Below are 18,764 nucleotides of genomic sequence, written 5' to 3'. Positions count from 1 at the left end.
CTGTCATGACGCGCCCTCAGCAATCGCCGTTTCCGCCGGGAGAAAAGCCAAAAAAGGCGTCGCGAGCGCATGCGGCGGCGGCGATCTAGGGGGTCGCCCGCATCGGGGCGATCATGTCGAGATAGGCCGCGATATCCTGCGCCGCGATGCGGGCGAGGGCGGCGTCCGTCCCCTCGGCGGGCGCATCGGCCATGCGGTCGAGCCGCCCGAGCACGGACATGGCGAGGCGGTTGTCATTGCGGCGGCGGACAATCTCACCATTTTCCTCGTCGCGGGTAATGACATCCTGCTGCCCCTCGATCGCGCGGGCGAGGAGATCGTCCGCCAGACGCGCGCGGGCGATCAGGATCGCCGCGTCCCAGCCAAGGCGGAAGGCCGCACCATCGGCCCGGATGCGCGCAGGTTGTAGGCCGAACGGTGGCTGAGCCCCACCGCCTCGCACCCGGCGCGCACCACGCCGGTGGCGGCGAGGGTTTCCAGAAACTGCCGCTGGCGTGCAGGGCTCCAGCCATCCTTGCGGGCTTGCTGCGCGGGCGGGGGTAGGATGCGGGTTTCGAGCATGTCGGGCCTCCGGGATGAGTGGGTTTGCGCGGAGGGTACAATAGCGCGGGGGATGCAGGACAGAACAAATGGGGAATCGCGCGGGTATGGGACGGACACGCAGTTCCGCGAGACAGCGGGGAGCCTCGCCTGAATTCTTCGAGCGTGAATGAAAATATTTTGTGGGCTTGCACTTCTCTATCGTATTACATTACATAAACTGTTGCGGTTGTTCTCTTTATGTTCTATTGGTAGATGTATGAACCAGGCGCGAAATGTGCTCTCAACGGTTGTTCTATTGCTGTCGGGAGCAGCGCTGCTGTATGTCATTGAGGCTGGCTCCAATCTGGAGTTGACACCCAAGGGCGATATTTCTGCCGCTGACTTTATCAGCATAATTTTGACAGCGCTCGGCGTCATCTTGGCTGCTCTTGCTATTTTCCTAGGTGGCCTTGCAATCATAGGTTGGGCAACTTTTGAAGAAAAACTCAAGCAAAACTCCGAGGAATTCTTAAAAAAGAGGTTTAGTCCAGAAGATGAACGCTATGTGGATTTGATAGAAGAGCTTAAAGAGGATGTTAGGCGTGAAATGAACTTAAGAAAACAGCCAAAAACAGAAGATATAGAGAACATTAGCCCCTTTGATCCAGATGCAGTATGACAATTCCAGAAAAATATCGTAATATTTTAGAGTCGCACCTGGGTGAGGTCCCTGTCAAGCTAGGGGCTCTCGCAAGGGATTTGGGCATTGAAGTTTTTAAGTCATCGCTTCCCCCGGGCATATCTGGATTAATTGAGCCGTCCGATACAGCGGAATGTGGCTATCGGATACGCCTCAATCGTCACGAGATGACAGAAAGGCAGCGATTTACACTTGCTCATGAGATCGCCCATTTCCTACTCCATCGGCAGGATATTGGAGGCGGGGTCGTTGACGACGTCATGTATAGATCTGCGCTCAGTAATCGAAAAGAAGTGGAAGCAAATAAACTTGCTTCTCAGCTAATTATGCCTGACAAAAGTGTTCGAGAGGCATTGGGGCGTGTGAGTCATCTGTCTGTTGACGAACGGGTAGAGAGGCTAGCATCGGAATTCAGAGTTTCTCAGGCAGCGATGAGAATTAAGCTGGGGGTATAAATGCTTGAGGGACGGAGGTATGTGCCTCTTTTGCATGCACGCTTGGCCGAGATGAGGGCTCTAAGGGAATTACCGTCAGGTACAAAGAATTTGATTTTTCCGGTAATTCGTGTTCGACCATGGTTAAATGCCAAGTATCTTTCCAAAGTATTTGACGTAATATCGGACTCTTTGGGAGAACGAGGATACGGCCTTGATTTGGATGCTAGTAAGCGGAATCCTGATATTGACAAGCCAGCTTATAGGGAGTTCGTAGGTCTCTTCAATTCCGCTAGGGGGTATTCAGCATATTACGATTGTGTTGCAGAGGCGCCCAATCGCATTCCGGTTTTGCGGCGAGAAGGCCACCAAACTTTGGAGCTACAACATCAACTGAACCGCGTTGGAAACCTTGAGCGCGGACTCGTTGTGAGGGTGGAGGCGAATAATCCCGGCGATTATTCGCAAGTTGCTGAGAATTGTTTTGCTAGAAATTTGGAAAACGTAGTCTTTGTCATAGATTGCGGATGGAGAATAGACGTTCTTCAGCAATCAAGTAATTGCACATCAATTGTAAATGAAATTCTTGAAATTAATGATGCTTTCGAAATCGTTGTGGCTGGAAGCAGTTTTCCGCACGCTTTCAATGGCATGGGTCCAAAGCGAAAATTTGCCGTCAACGAACGCGTTCTATTTCAGAATGTTAGACGAAATGTAAATAAGGGCCGGTTGTACTATGGGGATTGGGGTAGCACTCGACCGCCCACAGACCCTGTGCCTATGACCAACGTGCCCCGCATAGATATAGCTGATCGCAGCGACTGGACTGCTTTCCGCAGTGATAATGGTGAAACTTACCCGGATATAGCCGAAAGAATCACCGACGACCCTGATTGGGATGGCGATACTGGATTGTGGGGTAACTACATGATCAAGTCGACAGCGGAAGGGCTAGACCCAGCAATCCGCGCTCCGGCCATGGCGGCAGCCGTAAGGGTCAACATTCATATGCATATGCAGGCCCATTTTGATGATCCTGATGGAATAGAAGTTGTTGACGAACCCGTAGGTGAAGATTTGTAACTGGTGAGCGATTAATCAATTTCTTCACTCCACTACCACATTGCTGTTGCCCTGGTCCACCAAACGTGGGGGACTCGCGGAGGTTGCAGAAGGTCAACGACAGTTTACTAAATTGCTCACCCCTTTCCGCCAGCAGCCTTGATCGCCTTGAGCAGCGCCTTCTTGCTTTCCGTCCGGCGCTTGCCGCTGTTGCGGGGCATGTTGATTTCGCCAAGCGCTTCGCGGCGGCGTGCGAGGTCGCGTTGGAATTCGTCGAAGGGGATGGGTTCTCGATCCGGCTTGAGGTTTTGAAATGCCACGGTTGCTCCTTTCGAGGCCGTCATAACCTTTTTCGTCATTCCCGCGAAGGCGGGACCGCTCCTGAACTTTTTGCTTGGTGTGGGGCCGGGGGGTGGGTCCTCGCCTCGCGGGAATGACGGATGGCTGACGGTAGCCTATGCCGCCTCACCCAAAGTTTTCGCCACGATTTTCGGGTCGCGCGCCAGCATCGCCAGTAATATGCGCGCGGGACCTTCGGGGGTGCGGCGGCCCTGTTCCCAGTTGCGCAGGGTGGCGATGGAGACGCCGATTTGGCGGGCGAAGGCGTCCTGCGTTGCGCCGGTGCGCTTGCGGATGGCGGCGATGTCCATCGGGGCGGGGGCGTGGTGGACGCGCAGGCCCTCGACATGCTCGCCACGCGCCCAGCGGCGGGCCTCGTCGATGCTTTTCAGCAGGTCCTCGAAATCTTCGTCCTTCATCGTCTTACTCCGAAATCCTCGTAGTCCCTCAATTGCCGCTATGAGCCGCTTCTTCTGCTCGCTGCTGAGATCGTCGGCCTCATTTTTGGCGAATGCCAGCATCAGCACCGTCGGATAGTCAGGGGAGTGGAACCAGTAGACTATTCTTCCTCCGCCGCGCTTGCCGCGTCCTTGCAGGGCAATACGCATTTTCCGGAGGCCGCCGGTGCCCTTGATGACCACGCCTGCTTCCGGGTTTTCGGATATGACATCCACAACATGATCGCGCTCAGCTTCCGTCATTATCCGCTCTGCCCTTGAGAGGTAGAGCGAGGTTTCGACCACGGTGATACGGGCGGTCATGTAGCGAGGTGCATACGCCAATGGCGTAGTATTGTCAAGATTTTGCTCCCCCTCTTGCCATAAAAGCGGCGTTGAGCCGCTTTTATGGCTGAACCCACACCCAACTGCGCCTAAGCGCCTTTGGCGCTAAGGTTCGTAACCTCTCCCTTGAAAGGGAGAGGGTTTGCTGTCACTCTGCGGCTACCTGCTTCTTCTCCAGCATTGGCTTGAGATACGCCCCGGTAAAGCTCCTCGGGTTGTTCGCCACCTTTTCCGGCGGGCCTTCGGCGACGATTTCGCCGCCCTTGACGCCGCCTTCGGGGCCTAAATCGATTATCCAATCGGCGGTTTTGATGACGTCGAGATTATGTTCGATCACGACCACGCTGTTGCCCTGGTCCACCAGGGCGTGGAGGACTTCGAGGAGTTTGCGGACGTCTTCGAAATGGAGGCCGGTGGTGGGCTCGTCCAATATGTAGAGGGTGTTGCCGGTGGCGCGGCGGCTGAGTTCCTTGGCGAGTTTTACGCGCTGGGCTTCGCCGCCTGAGAGGGTGGTGGCCTGCTGGCCAACCTTTACATAGCCAAGGCCCACTTCGGCCAGCATCGCCATCTTGTCGCGGATGGGGGGGACGGCCTTGAAGAATTCGACCGCGTCCTCGACCGTCATGTCGAGCACGTCGGCGATCGATTTGCCCTTGAACTTCACCTCCAGCGTTTCGCGGTTGTAGCGCGCGCCGTGGCAGACATCGCAGGTGACATAGACGTCCGGCAGGAAGTGCATCTCTATCTTCAGCACGCCGTCGCCCTGACAGGCTTCGCAGCGGCCACCCTTCACATTGAAGCTGAAGCGGCCGGGCTTGTAGCCGCGCGCCTGCGCTTCGGGGAGGCCGGCGAACCAGTCGCGGATGTTGGTGAAGGCGCCCGTATAAGTGGCGGGGTTGGAGCGCGGGGTGCGGCCGATGGGAGACTGGTCGATGTCGATGACCTTGTCGCAATATTCTAGGCCGGTGATCTTGTCATGCGCGCCCGCGATGATGCGCGCGCCGTTGAGCGCGCGGGCGGACGCGGCGTAGAGCGTGTCGACGGTGAAGCTCGACTTGCCCGAGCCCGAGACGCCGGTGATGCAGCAGAAGGTGCCGAGCGGGATGCTGGCGGTGACGTTCTGCAGGTTGTTGGCGCGGGCACCGTGGACGGTGAGCTTCTTGCCGGACCCCTTGCGGCGCTTGTCCGGCAGGGGGATGGCGCGGGTGCCGTTGAGGTAATCGGCGGTGAGGCTGTCCTGATGCGCGAGGAGGTCGTTGAGGGTGCCCTGCGCCACGATCTCTCCGCCGTGGACGCCCGCGCCGGGGCCCATGTCCACGATGTAGTCGGCGGTGCGGATGGCGTCCTCGTCATGCTCGACGACGATGACGGTGTTGCCAAGGTCGCGCAGGCGCTTCAAGGTGATGAGCAGGCGGTCATTGTCGCGCTGGTGCAGGCCGATGCTGGGTTCGTCGAGGACGTAGAGGACGCCCGAAAGGCCGCTGCCGATCTGGCTGGCGAGGCGGATGCGCTGTGACTCGCCGCCCGAGAGGGTGCCGCTGGTGCGGTCGAGATTGAGGTAATCGAGGCCGACATTGTTGAGGAAGCCGAGGCGCTCGATGATTTCCTTCAGGATGGCCTTGGCGATCTGGTTTTGCTGGTCGGTGAGGTGCTGGGGGAGGGATTGGAAGAAGGCAAGCGCGTCCACCACCGAGCGCCGGGTGGGGATGGAGATATCCTCCCCCGCGATCTTGACCGCGAGCGCCTCGGGCTTGAGGCGGGCGCCGTTGCAGGTCTCGCAGGGCTGGGCGGTCTGGTACTTGCCAAGCTCCTCGCGCATCCAGGCGCTGTCGGTCTGCAGCATGCGGCGGTTCAAATTGCCGATGACGCCTTCGAAGGGCTTGCTGACCTCATAGGTCTTCTTCCCATCCTGGAAACGCAGGGTGACGGGCTTGCCTGCGGTGCCGTGGAGAATGATGACCTTCACCTCCGGGGGCAAATCGGCCCAGGGGGTGTCGAGGGAGAAGCCGAACTCGCGGGCGAGGGAGCCGAGCACCTGCATGTAATAGGGGCTGGGCGGGTTGGACTTGGCCCAGGGGACGACCGCGCCTTTCTTGAGCGAGAGAGCTTCGTTGGGGACGACGAGCTGGATGTCGAACTCCAGCTTCTCGCCCAGGCCATCGCAGGCGGGGCAGGCGCCCTGCGGGGCGTTGAAGGAGAAGAGGCGGGGCTCGATCTCCGATATGGTGAAGCCGCTGACGGGGCAGGCGAACTTTTCGGAGAAGACGATGCGGTTGGAGGGGAGGGATGCGCCCTTAAGATTCCCCTCCCGCTTGCGGGAGGGGTTAGGGGTGGGCGTGTCGCTCCCGTCATTCGTTACAGGCCCACCCCCGGCCCCTCCCGCAGGCGGGAGGGGAGAAGAGTCCACTAAATCCACATAGGCGAGGCCATCGGCGAGCTTCAGCGCGGTTTCGAAGCTGTCGGCAAGGCGGGTTTCTATGCCATCCTTCACCACGATGCGGTCGACGACGACCTCGATGTCATGCTTGTACTTCTTGTCGAGCGCAGGGGCTTCCTCGATGTCGTGGAATTCGCCGTCGACGCGGACGCGGGTGAAGCCGGCCTTCTGCCATTCCGCCATTTCCTTGCGGTACTCGCCCTTGCGGCCGCGCACGACGGGGGCGAGGAGGTAAAGGCGGGTGCCCTCAGGAAGCTGCATAACGCGGTCGACCATCTGGCTCACTGTTTGCGCCGCGATGGGGAGGCCGGTGGCAGGGCTGTAGGGAACGCCGACGCGCGCCCAGAGCAGGCGCATATAATCGTAGATTTCGGTGACGGTGGCGACGGTGGAGCGCGGGTTGCGGCTGGTGGTTTTCTGCTCGATGGAGATGGCGGGCGAGAGGCCGTCGATATGCTCGACATCCGGCTTCTGCATCATTTCAAGGAACTGGCGCGCATAGGCGGAAAGGGATTCGACATAGCGCCGCTGCCCCTCGGCATAGATGGTGTCGAAGGCAAGGGACGATTTACCCGAACCCGACAGGCCGGTGATGACGATCAGCTTGTCGCGCGGCAGGTCGACATTGACGCCCTTCAGGTTGTGCTCGCGCGCGCCGCGCACCGAAATATGAGTCAGCATGGTGCCGTTTGTTCCAGATTTGTTCGCATGGGGCAAGGGGTGTTCGCCCTCAAATGGCGATGGGTACGCGCAGACGCAAGCGGGAACCTTCCCGAGTTGGGCCACGTTGGAAGATGGACTTTCCGACAAGGAGAAGGACCATGGGCGACGACAAGGTGCAAGGTGAAGGCAATTACGACGCGGCCCGGGAATATGACGAAAAGGTTCGCCAGCATGCCGCCGACCCTGAGCGCGTGAAGAAAGAGGCCGAGGCTGCGAAAAAAGCGCTGGAAGGCGACGAAGGCGACGAACTTCGCAAGGCGGAGGAAGAGGGGAAAGGGCACGCGAAGAGGTGAAAGCTGAGGTCAGGCGATGCTGACCATGCGCAAGCGTGTCCCGACATCGCTCGACACGAAATAGGCATTGATGCAGCTTTAATGCCACGAGCGCCGAATGTTCAGCCTCCCAGACCCTCCAGCATTTCGGCAAGTTCCAGCCAGCGCTCCTCGGCAGCGTCCTTGGCGGCGCGGGCCTGTTCGACTGCGATAGAGAGGGCGGCGAAGCGATCGGGGTTCTTGGTGTAGAGATCCGGGTCGTGTAGGAGGTTTTCGTCGCGGGCGATCTGCGCCTCCAGTTCCTCGATACGCTTGGGCAAAAGTTCGTAGTCGCGCTGGTCCTTGTAGCTGAGCTTGGTTTGCTGGCGTGGGGGCGGTGGAGCGGCTTCGGTTTTTTTGGCTGAGCCCTTGGCGTTGCGGGGACGGCGCTTGGCCTCCCAATCCTCATAGCCACCGGCGACGACATCCACCTGGCCGCTGCCGTCCAGTCCCAGCGTCACAGTGACGGTGCGGTCGAGAAAATCGCGATCGTGGCTGACGATAAGGACAGTGCCGTCATAGTCGGCGATGACCTCTTGCAGTAGGTCCAGCGTTTCAAGGTCCAGGTCGTTGGTGGGCTCGTCGAGCACGAGAAGGTTGGACGCGCGAGCGAATTCGCGGGCAAGGAGCAGGCGGGAGCGCTCTCCGCCCGAGAGGGTTCCGACCTTGGCTTCCACCAGCGTCGGTTCAAACAGGAACTCCTTCAAATAGCCCTGAATATGCTTTCTCACGCCGCGCACGTCGATCCAGTCGCCGCCGTCCGCGAGAACGTCGCGCACGCGCTTTTCGGGCGCCATCAAGCTGCGCTGCTGGTCGATGATGACGCCGTCCAGCGTCTTGGCCTGCGTGATCTTGCCATCGTCGGGTTGGATTTCGCCGGTGAGAAGCTTCAGCAGCGTCGTCTTGCCAGCGCCGTTCGCTCCTACGATACCGATCCGGTCGCCGCGCTGGATGCGAAGCGAGAAATGCTTGATAATGGCCCGGTCGCCAAATCGCTTCGTGACATTCTCGGCGACGATGACGCTCTTGGTCTTCACGTCGTCGGAGGCAATGGCGAGCTTGGCGGTGCCGGCGGGTCCGATCATGGAGGCCCGCTGCGCCCGCATTTCATGCAGCTTGGCAAGGCGGCCCTGGTTACGCTTGCGCCGGGCGGTGACGCCGCGTTCCAGCCAATGGGCCTCAATCTTAAGCTTGGCGTCCAGCTTGTCGGCGGCACGGGATTCTTCGGCATAGACTTTTTCCATCCACGCCTCAAAACCGCCGAAGCCGATCTCGTTACGGCGCAGATTACCCCGGTCCAGCCAGAGCGTCTGGCGCGTGAGGCGCGTGAGGAAGGTCCGGTCATGGCTGATGACGATGAACGCGCCGGTATAGCGGTTGAGCCAGCTTTCAAGCCAATCGATGGCAGCGAGATCGAGATGGTTGGTCGGCTCATCCAGCAGTAGCAGGTCCGGCTGGCTGGCAAGCGCGCGGCAGATGGCGGCGCGGCGGCGCTCCCCGCCCGAGGCGGTCCTGGCGGGACGCATGAGGTCGATGCCGAGCTGATCCGCGATTGCCTCCACTTCATGGCGGGGCGGGGCATTTATGCCGCCGCAAGCAAAGTCATGAAGGGTTTCGAAATTGGTGAGGTCGGGATCCTGCTCCAGCATGACGACGTGCGTGCCCGGAACGATGCTGCGCAGACCCCTGTCGGGATCGATGCTGTTGGCGATGAGTTTTAGCAGCGTTGTCTTGCCCGCGCCGTTGCGGCCAATGAGCGCCAGCCGGTCGCGCTCCCCGACATACAGATTGAGACCCTGGAACAGCCAGCCGCTGCCTTGGATTAAGCCGAGATCTTCATAGGAAAGTATAGGTGCCGCCATTGCGCGGGAGGTAGGGGGGATTTGGACGGCGCGCAAGGTCGTCCGTCCTGCTCGCTTTGACAGCGTGGGCTTATACCGGCAAGGCAATGGGAACAGGCGCCTGCGAGTATTCTATGCAATTCATCAACTTCGATATTGACGGTTTCCTGCGCGATTATTGGCAGAAGAAGCCGCTGCTGATCAAAAATCCATGGATGTCGTGGAGCAATCCGCTCGATCCCGACGAACTGGCAGGGTTGGCCTGCGAAGAAGACGTCGAATCGCGCCTCATCACGCAGAGCCGCGACAGGTGGAAGGCCGAACATGGTCCGTTGCCGGAAGCGCGTTTCAGCAAGCTCGGCAAAAAGCCGTGGACGCTGTTGGTGCAGGCGGTCGATCATCATGTGCCGGACGTTGCCGCGCTCATCGCTCCGTTTCGCTTCATACCCAATTGGCGCATCGACGATGTCATGGTGAGCTATGCGACCGATGAAGGCGGCGTGGGTCCGCATTTTGATCAATATGATGTGTTCCTGATCCAGGGGTCGGGAAAGCGTCGCTGGCAAGTCGGCGGATTGTGCGATGCTGCCACCCAATTGTTGCCGCACGATGATTTGCGCCTGCTTGCCCATTTTGAGGCGACCGACGAATGGGTGCTCGAACCCGGCGATATGCTCTATGTGCCGCCGCGGGTAGCGCATAATGGTGTGGCGGTTGGCGATGATTGCATGACCTATTCGGTTGGCTTTCGGGCTCCTTCGCGCAGCGAACTCATCGAGAATTGGTGCGATGATCTGGTGGGGGAGATGCAGGACGATGATCGTTACGAGGATCAGAACCTAGGGACGCAAGGCAATCCCGGCGAGATTTCGGAAGACGCCATCGCAGCGCTGCACGCAATGGTCACTGAGGCAATGCGCGACCGTGAGGCGTTTGCGCGTTGGTTCGGGCAATATAGCAGCAAGCCCAAATATCCCGACATGGATTGGCAGCCGGAACAAGTCCTTCAGATCGAGGACATAGGCGGATTTGTTGCCGACGACGTTCCGCTGTCCCGCAACCCGGCCAGCCGCTTTTCCTTTATCCGGCAAGGGGAGGATTGCGTGCTGATGTTCGTCGATGGCGAATGTTTCGAGTGCGTCAAAGAAACCATCGCATTGGCAGAGCAAATCTGTGCGCAGGATCGCGTCAGTATCGATCCGGTCCTTGGAAGTTCGGAGTCAGCAATGGGCTTGATCATGAAGCTGTACAATCAAGGCAGCGTGGCTTTCGATACGGAGGGTTGAGAGCAGGCGCTTTGGCTCATCGCGCCTGAACCGCAATTGGCGCTTCCCGCCATTTTCCGGACTGGAGCCCTTCGAGCGTCCAGTCGCCGATGCTCCATCGCACCAGCCTCAAAGTCGGATGGCCGATGGCTGCCGTCATTCGGCGCACTTGCCGGTTGCGGCCTTCCCGAATTGTCAGCTTGAGCCAGCAGTCGGGCACGCTTTTACGGAAGCGGACCGGCGGATCGCGGGGCCAGAGCGCGGGGTCGGCAATGCGTTCGACTTTCGCCGGCCGGGTCAGGCCGTCTTTCAAATGGAGGCCTTGCCTCAGTTGGTCGAGGCTTGTCTCTTCGGGATCGCCTTCGATCTGGACGAGGTAGGTTTTCGGCATCTTGAATTTGGGATCAGCGATCCGCGCCTGCAGCTTGCCATCGTCGGTGAGCAGGAGCAGGCCCTCGCTATCAAGATCGAGCCGCCCCGCAGGATAAACGCCCGGTACGTGAATAAAATCCGTCAGGGTTGGGCGTGTCGATTCCCTGCCGCGATCCGTGAATTGCGAAAGCGCTCCATAAGGCTTGTTGAACAGGATCAAACGCGACATGGTCCCTTTTATTCTCCATTACTGCGCCTGACCGCTCCAGCGGCCGAAAGCGGTTGGCGGGCATTGACATATTCATGTGATGGCCGTCACCGATGCAAAAATGCCATAGTCGCTGAAAATCCAGCGGATATTAAACCTTTCATCGAGATTTCAGCCCCATTCACCACCTGTTCAATCCCTTTGCCCTATGCCATGCCCATCATGATGCAAAGGAAAACCCTTCTCCTGCCAGGCTTTCTGGCTGCCGCTATCGTCGTAACGGCCATCTCTTGCCCTGCGGCCGCTGACGACCAGCGGGGCCGGGGGAAAGGCAGGGGAGCCGAACGGGGTTATGAGCGCAGCGAGCTGATGCGCGCCGCGCCGCGCCGCTATGAACAGGATGCCGCTCGCCGGGCGATGCTGGATGGAGATGTCATGCCTTTTTCCATCATCAAGCGCCGTGTTGGGCGGGAAATGGACGGCGCCAATTATCTGGGTAGCGAGTTTGACGACCGGCGCGGGGAATATCGGCTGAAATATATGCGGGAGGGCCGCGTTGTATGGGTTGATGTCGATGGCCGTTCAGGCGATATCGTCCGGCGTTCGCGCTGAAAAGAAAAACATGATAAAGGGCTGATATGCGGCTGTTGATTGTTGAAGACGAGCCCAATCTGGGCCAGCAACTCAAAAATACCCTTGAAGGCGCGGGTTATGCCGTGGACCTTGCCACTGATGGCGAGGAGGGGCATTTTCTCGGCTCCACCGAAAGCTATGACGCGGTTGTGCTTGACCTCGGCCTGCCGGAGATTGACGGTCTGACCGTGCTCGACCGCTGGCGCAAGGATGGGCTGAGCTTTCCGGTGCTGGTGTTGACGGCGCGCGATAGCTGGTCGGACAAGGTCGCGGGCCTCGACGCCGGGGCCGACGATTATCTTGCCAAGCCATTTCAGAGCGAAGAGCTGATCGCGCGGTTAAGAGCGCTGATCCGGCGCGCGTCTGGCAATGCGTCAAGCGAGTTGATGGCGGGCGATGTTCGGCTCGACACCCGTTCGGGCAAGGTGACCTTGAAGGGCGAGCCGGTGAAACTCACCGCGCAGGAATATAAGCTGCTATCCTACCTGCTGCACCACAAGGGCAAGGTGGTGTCCCGGACCGAACTTATCGAGCATATCTACGATCAGGATTTCGACCGGGATTCCAACACGATCGAAGTGTTCGTGACGCGCATTCGCAAAAAGCTTGGGCCGGACGTGATTACGACGATCAGAGGTCTGGGCTACAGCCTAGAAGAGCCGGCGGTGGGGTGATCGCGCAATTGTGCTCCTGCGCAGGCGGGAGCGCTCCTGAACACCCACGAGGGATAGCAAGCTAAGGTGCAGACCGAACCCTCGCCAAGTCCCAGCCGGGCCACCGGATCGCTCAGCCGCCGCATGATCGGCATTGCGGCGTTGTGGATCACGCTGCTGCTGATCGGTGGAGGGATGGCGCTGGACCGGGTGCTGACGCAGGCGATCACGCGCAGCTTCGACGATGGTCTGAACTATGTGCTGACGGCGATGATGAGTTCAGCCGAGATTGGCCCCGATGGCGAGGTCCGTCTGATCCGGCCCCTTGCCGATCAGCGCTTCCTGGAACCAGGCAGCGGCATCTATTTTCAAATCAGCGGAGCCGGATTCGATGACTTCCGCTCCCGTTCGCTATGGGACCGGGCTCTTCAGGTCGACCATCGGCACAAGGACATGCGGGCGCATGTCTATGACAGCAAACAGTTTCCCGGCGAGGACCTGCGCGTCATGGAACGGACGGTGCGGCTGCCTGGATCCAAAGTGGGATGGAAGTTCATTGTGGCGCAGGCGCGGGACAGCCTGGATGACCAGATCAGCGCCTTGCGCTCGACGCTGGTAAAGAGCTTCGCGATATTGGGCATCGGCCTCATCATCATGGCGGCGCTGCAGACTTTTTACGGACTGCGCCCCCTTCGACGGGTTCGGAAGGAAATCTCCCGCATGCGGGCGGGGGACAAGGGACGAGTGACAGAGCCGCTGCCCGACGAGATCATGCCGATGGTGGAGGAACTGAATGAGCTGCTCGCCCATAATGAACGCCAGGCAGAAGAGGCCCGGCGGCACGCAGGCAATTTGGCCCATGCGTTGAAAACGCCGCTCACGGTCATCATGAATGCGGCGACGGCGCAAGCTCCCGACCTGGGAGATACCGTCATTCGCGAGGCCGCGACGATGCGGCGGCAAGTGGATCACCATCTTGCGCGGGCGCGGGCGGTCGGTCGGCGTGGGTCAGCGCATTGCCGCGCTGAGGTCTGGCCGAGCGTGGAGGCGGTGGAGCGAGCGGTGCGGCGTCTTTATCCAGAGGTGCGGCTGGACGTCGACGGCGACAAGAACGCGGCTGTTCGCGTCGAACGGCAGGATCTGGACGAAATGATTGGGAACCTCATCGAAAATGCCGCGAAATATGGCGGCGGCAGTGTGTTCGTCACCGTCCGGCCCAATAGTGAAATGGTCGAGATCATTGTCGAGGACGATGGCGCGGGGATTCCGAAAGAACAGCGCACGCGGATATTCGACCGGGGCGTCAGGTTGGATTCGGCCAAGCCGGGGACCGGCTTGGGCCTCGCCATCGTCAGAGACGTGGCGGAAATTTACGACGGCGGCGTTTCGCTTGAGGAGAGCGAGGATCTGGGCGGGCTGCTGGCAAAGTTGACATTGCCTCAGGCGGTTTGAAAACTGCGGTTCGGGCCCTAGCTCTGCTCTTCGTCCAGAAACGCCGCCACTTCGGCGAGGTCAACATTCCTTTCCAAATAGGTCTCGCCGATTCCCCGCGCGAGCAGGAAGGGGAGCTTGCCGCCCGCCATTTTCTTGTCATGCATCATATGAGCGACCAGCGTTTCGCCCGGAGCGGAGACATGGGCGCTGTCGAGATCATAGGGCAGTCCTGCCGATTTCAAGTGCTCGGTTACCCGCGCCGCGTCATCCTGACTGCAAAGACCCTGCCGTGCGGAAAAGCGGAAGGCGAGGGCCATGCCGGCTGCGACACCTTCGCCGTGGAGCAGCATATCGGAAAAGCCGGTCTCCGCCTCGAGCGCATGACCGAAGGTGTGACCGAGATTCAGAAGAGCTCGGCGGCCGCTGGTTTCGCGTTCGTCCTCGCCGACGATGCCGGCTTTCGCCCTGACGCTTTTTTCAATGGCGACGGTGCGCGCCGCCATGTCGCCGGCGATCAGGGACCCCCCATGTTTTTCGCACCAGGCAAAGAAATCCGCGTCGTTGATGAGGCCATATTTAACCACCTCGGCATAGCCCGCACGCACTTCCCGCACCGGCAGACTGTCGAGCGAGGAAGGATCGATCAGCACGAACGAAGGCTGGTGAAAGGCGCCCACAAGGTTCTTGCCCGCGGCGGTATTGATCGCGGTCTTTCCCCCGACAGAGCTGTCGACCTGCGCCAGCACAGTGGTGGGAATCTGGACGAAGTTGCAGCCTCGTTTCAGAATTGCGGCGGCAAAACCCACAACGTCGCCAATCACGCCGCCGCCAAGGGCAATGATATGGTCGCTCCGTTCAACGCCAAGGTCCAATAGCCTGTCGAGAAGAACCTCCAGCACTTCCCAGCTTTTCGATCCTTCGCCGGGGGGCAGGATGATGGGTTCCACCCTTATCCCCCCATGGGCCAGGGCATTCACCAGACGGGGCAGCTGTGCCCGCGCCACATTTTCGTCGGTGACGACCACCAGCCCGGCATTGCGGACAAAGCCGCCAAGATGCCCCGCCGCATGATCCAGCGCGCCTTCCGCGACTAAGATGTCGTAGCTGCGATCACCAAGGCTGACCGGGATTATTGCCATTTTTCCAAAGCTTCCATGATTTTCTCGACCGTCGCCTCATGCGGCCCGGCCCTGCTTTTGATGTGGATCGGCGCCAGTGCGTAAACGGGGTTGCGTATTTCCGCCAGCTGTTCAAGCACGATGCGGGGATCCTTGTCCTTCAGCAGCGGACGGCCGTCACGGCGGGAGACGCGGTCGACAAGGACGTCGATGTCAGCGTCAAGCCAGATGGTGATTGCATGCTCCAAAATCTCGGCACGGGTTTCAGCTTGCATGAAAGCGCCGCCGCCCGTCGCAATAACCTTGAGATCGCCGTCCATAAGCCGGGCAATGACGCGCCGTTCCCCATCGCGGAAATGGCCTTCGCCGAAGCGTTCGAAAATTTCCTGAATGTTCATGCCAGCCGCGACTTCGATTTCATCGTCGGCATCCACGAAGGGAATGCCTAGACGTGTCGCCAACCGTCTTCCGACTGTCGATTTTCCAACGCCCATCATGCCGATCAGCACAATGGGACCCTTGATCGCCGGGTTGAAGGATTTCAGGTTTCGTTGCATGGCAGGCGCGGCTATACAGCGCCGTGCACGTCGGGCAAATCGTCTTTTTATTTGGTTACGCCGCTCAAGGAGGCTGGAATTCAGCCCCCAACAGGCGGTAGGGAAAGTCCATGAGAAATAGAAGAACCAACCGCAACATCCGCCCAACCATCATCTGGATCGTCCTGATCGCATTGCTTGCAGGGGCGATATGGTATCTCTGGCAAAGGGGTGGGGAGCAGCCGCAGGCTCGCGTCGAGAAGGTCATCTCACCGGACAGGTTCACGCAATAATATGGCGATCAGCCGCCGAAGCCGAAATCTGCTGATTGCAGGCATAGCGACGATTGCCCTGGCCATTCCTGCGATCGGCCAGGACGCACCCGAATCATTGCTGCCGCCGGGCTTTGGAGAGGCTGTTCCACCTGATGAAGGCGCACCGCCTGCCGTCACGCCCGCCCCTGCTCCTGGCAAACGACCAGGGGAGAAACCGACGGAAGATGAAACCGCTTCGCTGCCCGAACTGCTGCTGACGCCGGGTGAGGAAGGCGAGGGCGACGAGGATGAGGAAGTCGAGAATGTCGAGCTTGCGCGGCAGAAGTACGACCTGCCGCCCTATGCCAGGCGCTCGATGGACCGGATCGGGGTGCTTACGCCACGGACCAAGGGGCTTGCGCCTGATGCCTTTGGCCGGGCGGGTGGACATTATCTCGGCATATTGATGCAGAAGACCCGCGCGCCAATCGCGTCGCGCTGGGCCTCCATCCTGCTGCGCCGGGCATTATTGTCCAGCACGAACACGCCCGCCGGGGTGAATGGCGCGGACTGGATTGCCGACCGGGCATGGTTGCTGTTGCGCATGGGGGAGGCGGATGCAGCCCGTATGCTGGTGCAAACGGTCGACAGTCTGGATTATACGCCGCGGCTCTATGCCATAGCGATGCAGACCTATCTGGCGACAGCCGATCCTGCGGGCCTGTGTCCGCTGGTGGCTCCGGCGCTTCGCACCAGCGACGAGCCCGGCTGGGAGATGAGCCAGGCCATCTGTGCTTCTCTCTCGGGGGATCAGGGGCTGGCAAGCGCCGTGCTGAATCAGGCTGAACGGCGCGGAACGGCACGGGGAATTGACTTCCGCCTGGCCGAAAAGGTGGTGGGCGCGGGTTTCAACAGCCGCCGTTCGGTGAATATCGAATGGGAGGGCGTCGATCAACTGACCGTCTGGCGCTATGGTATGGCGACGGCGACAGGGATCGAGATTCCCGACCGGTTATGGGCGGGGGTAAGCCCGCACGTTCAAGCATGGAAGGCTCGTGCGGCTTTGCTGCCTCTGGCGTCCCGCATCAATGCCGTAAATGTGGCGGCTCGGCTCGGGGTGTTTTCCAACGCGGCGGTGGTGGATTTCCAAAGCCGTCTTGCCGAAGATGAAGATGCGCCGGAGGACATTGTTGAAAATGCCCGCAGGTTGCGCGACGCCTATACTGGCGACGCCGCCCAGCGATTGGACATAATGCGGTCCTTTTGGACACCCAACGGCAATGGGGCGGACTATGCCGGTTATGTCGCCATGGCGCGGGCGGCGGCGCGCCTGCCGATTACCACTGACGTGGGCGATGATATTGCTCCCCTGATTGCATCGATGCTGGCCGGCGGCTTTGATCGCAATGCGGCGGCATGGAGCAATGTCGTCGGGCAGATTGACGGGCAGCCAGCTCAAGATGCCTGGGCTCTGTTGGCCCTGGCCTCGCCCGAGTTGCGCGTCGGCAGCGACTATGACCGGATCGATGCCTATCGCGATCAAGATGGCAGCGCCAATTTCATCAAATCGCGTATGTTGGTCGCGGGCCTAGCGGGCCTGGGCCGCATGAGCTTGGCCGACATGAACCGCATTGCGCCGGATATCGGCCTGCGCGCGGGATACCGGTCTCGTTGGACACGAGCCATTGACGAGGCTGCCCGTCGCGGTGAGCCAGGAACCGTGGCGGTGTTGGCGGGCGTCGGTATGCAAGTGTCCGATTGGAGCCGGTTGCCGCCCGAACATCTATTCCACATCGTGTCCGCGTTGCGGCGCGTGGGCCTTGAGCCCGAAGCCCGCATGATCGCTGCAGAGGCGATTGCGCGGTTGTGAATGTTGGATCGACGAAGTTTTGGCGGGTCGGAATGGCGAGCAGACATTTCTTCGATAATGCGCAAAAAAGGGGGTTGCCAGAAGCGCTGCCCCCGCCTATCTGCGGCATTCCCAAGCGCCCGTAGCTCAGCTGGATAGAGCATCAGACTACGAATCTGAGGGTCGGGCGTTCGAATCGCTCCGGGCGCACCATTTTCCATAAAATTCGAAGACTCAGGGCAAGTCTTTTTTGCGCAATCCGCTTTAATCCTTGCTCAGAACTCCCGGCTATTGCTTTCGGGGATCGTCGGCTGGATTGATGTAGTTGATCGCGAAGGGGCCCTCTCCGGAGATTTGCACTACCGCTCCTGTCTTCGTCGTTGCGTAGTGGTGCATCTTTGCCTTCGCGACGATGAACCCGCCTGCCGTGAGGGTGGTGGCGGTGGCGGGATCTACCTTGTCGCCCATGCCAAGCATCAATTCACCGGTGATGACGGTGACATTCTCATCCGTTGGATGCCAATGTGGAGGGATGGTATAGCCCGCGGGCATCTTGGCGCGGATCACAAAGAATCCCGTTTTTCCAGGATCGCCTGAGAGGATGGTTGCCTGTGATCCATCTGGCAAGCCCGGGGGCGCGGGGCCCCATGCCTCTTTGCCGCTTTGGACCTGTGCAATGGCGGGAGAGGCAAGTGCGAGCACACTGTTCATGAGTACAAGGAATCGTCGCATGGCAAGTCTCCTAGCCAGCGTAGAATAGCACATTCCCGGGATGGCAGAAATGCACATCTCTATTTGGGCTGCGCCTTAGCTCAACCTTGGCGCGGCCTTCCTTTTTCGCATGAACCGAAGATCTTCAATCCCGGTAATAATCATAGTCCCGGTCGTAATAGCGGTCGCGGTCATTGTTGGAGGCAATCGCCGCGCCCAAGGCCAAGCCGATTATGCCTGCTGCCAGCAATGCTCCGTCATCACCTCTGTCATAGTCACGATAGTAGACGCGCGGATGTCCGCGATAACCATAATATCCGCGAGGATAATAATGGCGGCTATCCCGATAGCCGTACCGATAGTGGTTGCGATAGCGCCCCCGGTCATGGTCACGGTAACGGTGCCGGCCAGAGTTCCACCGATGTTCCCGATAATCCCGATAGCCGTCGGGCCGCGCCTCTACCGGCACTGCCGTCGCCATAGCACTGGCGAGGGTGCATGCGCCCACAATGGTTTTTAATATACTCCGCATAGCAATGCTCCCAAATGAGAGACTGTGGCCGGTAATCGGCTCGCAGTG

At 59.7% G+C, this 18,764-nt stretch carries 20 protein-coding genes and 1 tRNA gene; 11 read left to right on the top strand and 10 right to left on the bottom strand.

The genetic code is table 11. The annotated features are described in order from the left end of the window. Positions 1 to 85: 85 nt before the first annotated feature. Positions 86 to 442, bottom strand: coding sequence for a hypothetical protein (locus HNQ99_RS11215; RefSeq protein WP_407692316.1), 357 nt, complete (start codon positions 440 to 442; stop codon positions 86 to 88). A gap of 267 nt (positions 443 to 709) precedes the next feature. Here HNQ99_RS11215 and HNQ99_RS11210 point away from each other — a divergent pair, with 267 nt between their 5' ends. The 3 genes from HNQ99_RS11210 to HNQ99_RS11200 are packed head-to-tail and all read left to right on the top strand — an operon-like array spanning position 710 to position 2,739. Continuing rightward, on the top strand, positions 710 to 1,201 hold the full coding sequence (locus HNQ99_RS11210; RefSeq protein WP_184475743.1) for a hypothetical protein: 492 nt from the start codon (positions 710 to 712) through the stop codon (positions 1,199 to 1,201). Further along, the gene (locus HNQ99_RS16970) at positions 1,198 to 1,677 is read left to right on the top strand and encodes an ImmA/IrrE family metallo-endopeptidase (protein WP_184475742.1); all 480 of its coding nucleotides are present in this window, start codon (positions 1,198 to 1,200) and stop codon (positions 1,675 to 1,677) included. Before HNQ99_RS11210 ends, HNQ99_RS16970 begins: the two co-directional genes overlap by 4 nt. Further along, entirely contained in the window at positions 1,678 to 2,739 is a 1,062-nt protein-coding gene (locus HNQ99_RS11200; RefSeq protein WP_184475741.1) for a beta family protein, read from the top strand. 116 nt (positions 2,740 to 2,855) lie between these two features. Here the strand turns inward: HNQ99_RS11200 and HNQ99_RS11195 are convergent, their stop codons facing one another. The 3 genes from HNQ99_RS11195 to uvrA all read right to left on the bottom strand — a co-directional run bounded on the left by HNQ99_RS11195 (position 2,856) and on the right by uvrA (position 6,957). Then, positions 2,856 to 3,038: a hypothetical protein gene (locus tag HNQ99_RS11195; protein WP_184475740.1), complete on the bottom strand. Its 183-nt coding sequence runs from the start codon at positions 3,036 to 3,038 to the stop codon at positions 2,856 to 2,858. Between the two features lie 135 nt (positions 3,039 to 3,173). Then, positions 3,174 to 3,818 carry a helix-turn-helix domain-containing protein gene (locus tag HNQ99_RS16665; RefSeq protein ID WP_246414912.1) on the bottom strand — a complete coding sequence of 215 codons (645 nt, stop codon included), beginning with the start codon at positions 3,816 to 3,818 and terminating at the stop codon, positions 3,174 to 3,176. A 169-nt stretch (positions 3,819 to 3,987) separates the two neighbouring features. Then, positions 3,988 to 6,957, bottom strand: a complete 2,970-nt coding sequence (uvrA, locus tag HNQ99_RS11180) for an excinuclease ABC subunit UvrA (RefSeq protein ID WP_184475739.1) — start codon at positions 6,955 to 6,957, stop codon at positions 3,988 to 3,990. A gap of 140 nt (positions 6,958 to 7,097) precedes the next feature. Here uvrA and HNQ99_RS11175 point away from each other — a divergent pair, with 140 nt between their 5' ends. Continuing rightward, positions 7,098 to 7,292 carry a hypothetical protein gene (locus tag HNQ99_RS11175; RefSeq protein ID WP_184475738.1) on the top strand — a complete coding sequence of 65 codons (195 nt, stop codon included), beginning with the start codon at positions 7,098 to 7,100 and terminating at the stop codon, positions 7,290 to 7,292. 101 nt (positions 7,293 to 7,393) lie between these two features. Here the strand turns inward: HNQ99_RS11175 and HNQ99_RS11170 are convergent, their stop codons facing one another. After that, positions 7,394 to 9,172, bottom strand: coding sequence for an ABC-F family ATP-binding cassette domain-containing protein (locus tag HNQ99_RS11170; protein ID WP_184475840.1), 1,779 nt, complete (start codon positions 9,170 to 9,172; stop codon positions 7,394 to 7,396). Positions 9,173 to 9,285: 113 nt separating this feature from the next. Between HNQ99_RS11170 and HNQ99_RS11165 the strand changes: the two genes are divergently transcribed. Beyond that, positions 9,286 to 10,437 carry a cupin domain-containing protein gene (locus tag HNQ99_RS11165; RefSeq protein WP_184475737.1) on the top strand — a complete coding sequence of 384 codons (1,152 nt, stop codon included), beginning with the start codon at positions 9,286 to 9,288 and terminating at the stop codon, positions 10,435 to 10,437. A gap of 16 nt (positions 10,438 to 10,453) precedes the next feature. Here HNQ99_RS11165 and HNQ99_RS11160 read toward each other — a convergent pair whose 3' ends face one another. Continuing rightward, positions 10,454 to 11,017 carry a pseudouridine synthase gene (locus HNQ99_RS11160; protein ID WP_184475736.1) on the bottom strand — a complete coding sequence of 188 codons (564 nt, stop codon included), beginning with the start codon at positions 11,015 to 11,017 and terminating at the stop codon, positions 10,454 to 10,456. Positions 11,018 to 11,218: 201 nt separating this feature from the next. Here HNQ99_RS11160 and HNQ99_RS11155 point away from each other — a divergent pair, with 201 nt between their 5' ends. The 3 genes from HNQ99_RS11155 to HNQ99_RS11145 all read left to right on the top strand — a co-directional run bounded on the left by HNQ99_RS11155 (position 11,219) and on the right by HNQ99_RS11145 (position 13,734). Continuing rightward, the gene (locus HNQ99_RS11155; RefSeq protein WP_246414911.1) at positions 11,219 to 11,608 is read left to right on the top strand and encodes a hypothetical protein; all 390 of its coding nucleotides are present in this window, start codon (positions 11,219 to 11,221) and stop codon (positions 11,606 to 11,608) included. A gap of 26 nt (positions 11,609 to 11,634) precedes the next feature. Beyond that, positions 11,635 to 12,303: a response regulator transcription factor gene (locus HNQ99_RS11150; RefSeq protein WP_184475734.1), complete on the top strand. Its 669-nt coding sequence runs from the start codon at positions 11,635 to 11,637 to the stop codon at positions 12,301 to 12,303. Positions 12,304 to 12,426: 123 nt separating this feature from the next. Next, a complete protein-coding gene (locus HNQ99_RS11145) occupies positions 12,427 to 13,734 on the top strand; it encodes a sensor histidine kinase (RefSeq protein ID WP_184475839.1) in 1,308 nt (435 codons plus the stop codon). Positions 13,735 to 13,751: 17 nt separating this feature from the next. Here HNQ99_RS11145 and aroB read toward each other — a convergent pair whose 3' ends face one another. Both aroB and HNQ99_RS11135 read right to left on the bottom strand, forming a co-directional pair. Continuing rightward, entirely contained in the window at positions 13,752 to 14,855 is a 1,104-nt protein-coding gene (gene aroB, locus HNQ99_RS11140; protein WP_184475733.1) for a 3-dehydroquinate synthase, read from the bottom strand. Then, positions 14,846 to 15,391 carry a shikimate kinase gene (locus tag HNQ99_RS11135; protein ID WP_184475732.1) on the bottom strand — a complete coding sequence of 182 codons (546 nt, stop codon included), beginning with the start codon at positions 15,389 to 15,391 and terminating at the stop codon, positions 14,846 to 14,848. The genes aroB and HNQ99_RS11135 overlap by 10 nt, the downstream gene beginning before the upstream one ends. A 110-nt stretch (positions 15,392 to 15,501) precedes the next feature. On the opposite strand from HNQ99_RS11135, the gene HNQ99_RS11130 reads away from it, so the two are divergent. The 3 genes from HNQ99_RS11130 (at position 15,502) to HNQ99_RS11120 (ending at position 17,686) form a co-directional block, all read left to right on the top strand. Continuing rightward, on the top strand, positions 15,502 to 15,663 hold the full coding sequence (locus tag HNQ99_RS11130; RefSeq protein WP_184475731.1) for an LptA/OstA family protein: 162 nt from the start codon (positions 15,502 to 15,504) through the stop codon (positions 15,661 to 15,663). A 1-nt stretch (position 15,664) separates the two neighbouring features. Beyond that, a complete protein-coding gene (locus HNQ99_RS11125) occupies positions 15,665 to 17,494 on the top strand; it encodes a hypothetical protein (RefSeq protein ID WP_184475730.1) in 1,830 nt (609 codons plus the stop codon). Between the two features lie 115 nt (positions 17,495 to 17,609). After that, positions 17,610 to 17,686 (top strand) — tRNA-Arg (locus HNQ99_RS11120). Between the two features lie 75 nt (positions 17,687 to 17,761). On the opposite strand, the gene HNQ99_RS11115 is transcribed toward HNQ99_RS11120, so the two are convergent. Continuing rightward, positions 17,762 to 18,205 carry a cupin domain-containing protein gene (locus tag HNQ99_RS11115; protein WP_184475729.1) on the bottom strand — a complete coding sequence of 148 codons (444 nt, stop codon included), beginning with the start codon at positions 18,203 to 18,205 and terminating at the stop codon, positions 17,762 to 17,764. A gap of 124 nt (positions 18,206 to 18,329) precedes the next feature. Then, positions 18,330 to 18,716, bottom strand: a complete 387-nt coding sequence (locus HNQ99_RS11110) for a hypothetical protein (protein ID WP_184475728.1) — start codon at positions 18,714 to 18,716, stop codon at positions 18,330 to 18,332. Positions 18,717 to 18,764 lie beyond the last annotated feature (48 nt).

It is taken from the genome of Rhizorhapis suberifaciens, assembly GCF_014200045.1.
Lineage (GTDB): Bacteria > Pseudomonadota > Alphaproteobacteria > Sphingomonadales > Sphingomonadaceae > Rhizorhapis > Rhizorhapis suberifaciens.
This window is presented reverse-complemented; position numbering and strand designations above follow the sequence as displayed.